Below are 1,046 nucleotides of genomic sequence, written 5' to 3'. Positions count from 1 at the left end.
CGCGCGATCCGGTTGATCGAATCCGCGAGGTCGTCGACGTTCGGCAGGAACACGACGCGGAAGTGATCCGGCGTTTTCCAGTTGAAGCCGGTGCCCTGCACGAGCAGCACGCGCTCTTCGAGCAGCAGGTCGAGGATGAACTGCTGGTCGTTCTGGATCGGATACACCTTCGGGTCGAGGCGCGGGAACATGTACAGCGCCGCCTCGGGCTTCACGCAGCTGACGCTGGGGATCGCCGTCAGCATGTCGTAGGCGAGTTCGCGCTGTTTGTACAGGCGTCCGCCCGGCACGATCAGGTCGTTGATGCTCTGATAGCCGCCGAGCGCGGTCTGGATCGCGTACTGGCCGGGCACGTTCGGACACAGCCGCATCGACGCGAGGATGCCGAGCCCTTCCAGATAGTCTTTCGCGAGCCGGCGGTTCTCGCCGGTCAGGCCCGAAATTGCCATCCAGCCGGCGCGGTAGCCGCACGAGCGGTAGCTCTTCGACAGGCTGTTGAACGTGACGGTCAGCACATCCTCGGACAGCGACGCCATCGACGTGTGCGTCTTGCCGTCGTAGACGATCTTGTCGTAAACCTCGTCGGCAAAGATCACGAGGCCATGCTGGCGGGCGATCTCGATCAGGCCCAGCAGCAGTTCGTCCGAATACAGCGCGCCGGTCGGATTGTTCGGGTTGATCACGACGAGCGCGCGCGTGTTGGGCGTGATTTTCGCGCGGATGTCGTCGAGGTCGGGCATCCAGCTATTGGACTCGTCGCAGATGTAGTGCACCGGCGTGCCGCCCGCGAGGCTCACGCCGGCGGTCCACAGCGGGTAATCGGGTGCGGGCAGCAGCACTTCGTCGCCATCGTTGACGAGGCCCTGCAGCGCCATCACGATCAGCTCGGACGCGCCGTTGCCGATGTAGATGTCGTCGAGTTCGACGCCGTGCGCGCCCTTTTGCTGCGTGTAGTGCATGATCGACTTGCGCGCGGCGAACACGCCCTTCGAATCCGAGTAGCCCGACGAACTGGGCAGATTCAGGATCATGTCCTGAATGATCTC

The 1,046-nt window shown here is 63.6% G+C and carries 1 protein-coding gene; it reads right to left on the bottom strand.

The features are described 5' to 3' along the window. A partial coding sequence (locus tag F6X42_RS42810; RefSeq protein ID WP_187639757.1) for a pyridoxal phosphate-dependent aminotransferase occupies positions 1–1,046 on the bottom strand: 1,046 nt, incomplete at both ends.

The organism is Paraburkholderia podalyriae (genome assembly GCF_014397785.1).
GTDB classification, from domain to species: Bacteria; Pseudomonadota; Gammaproteobacteria; order Burkholderiales; family Burkholderiaceae; genus Paraburkholderia; species Paraburkholderia podalyriae.
Note: the sequence above shows the minus strand (reverse complement) of the source record. Positions and strands in the feature narration are given on the sequence as shown.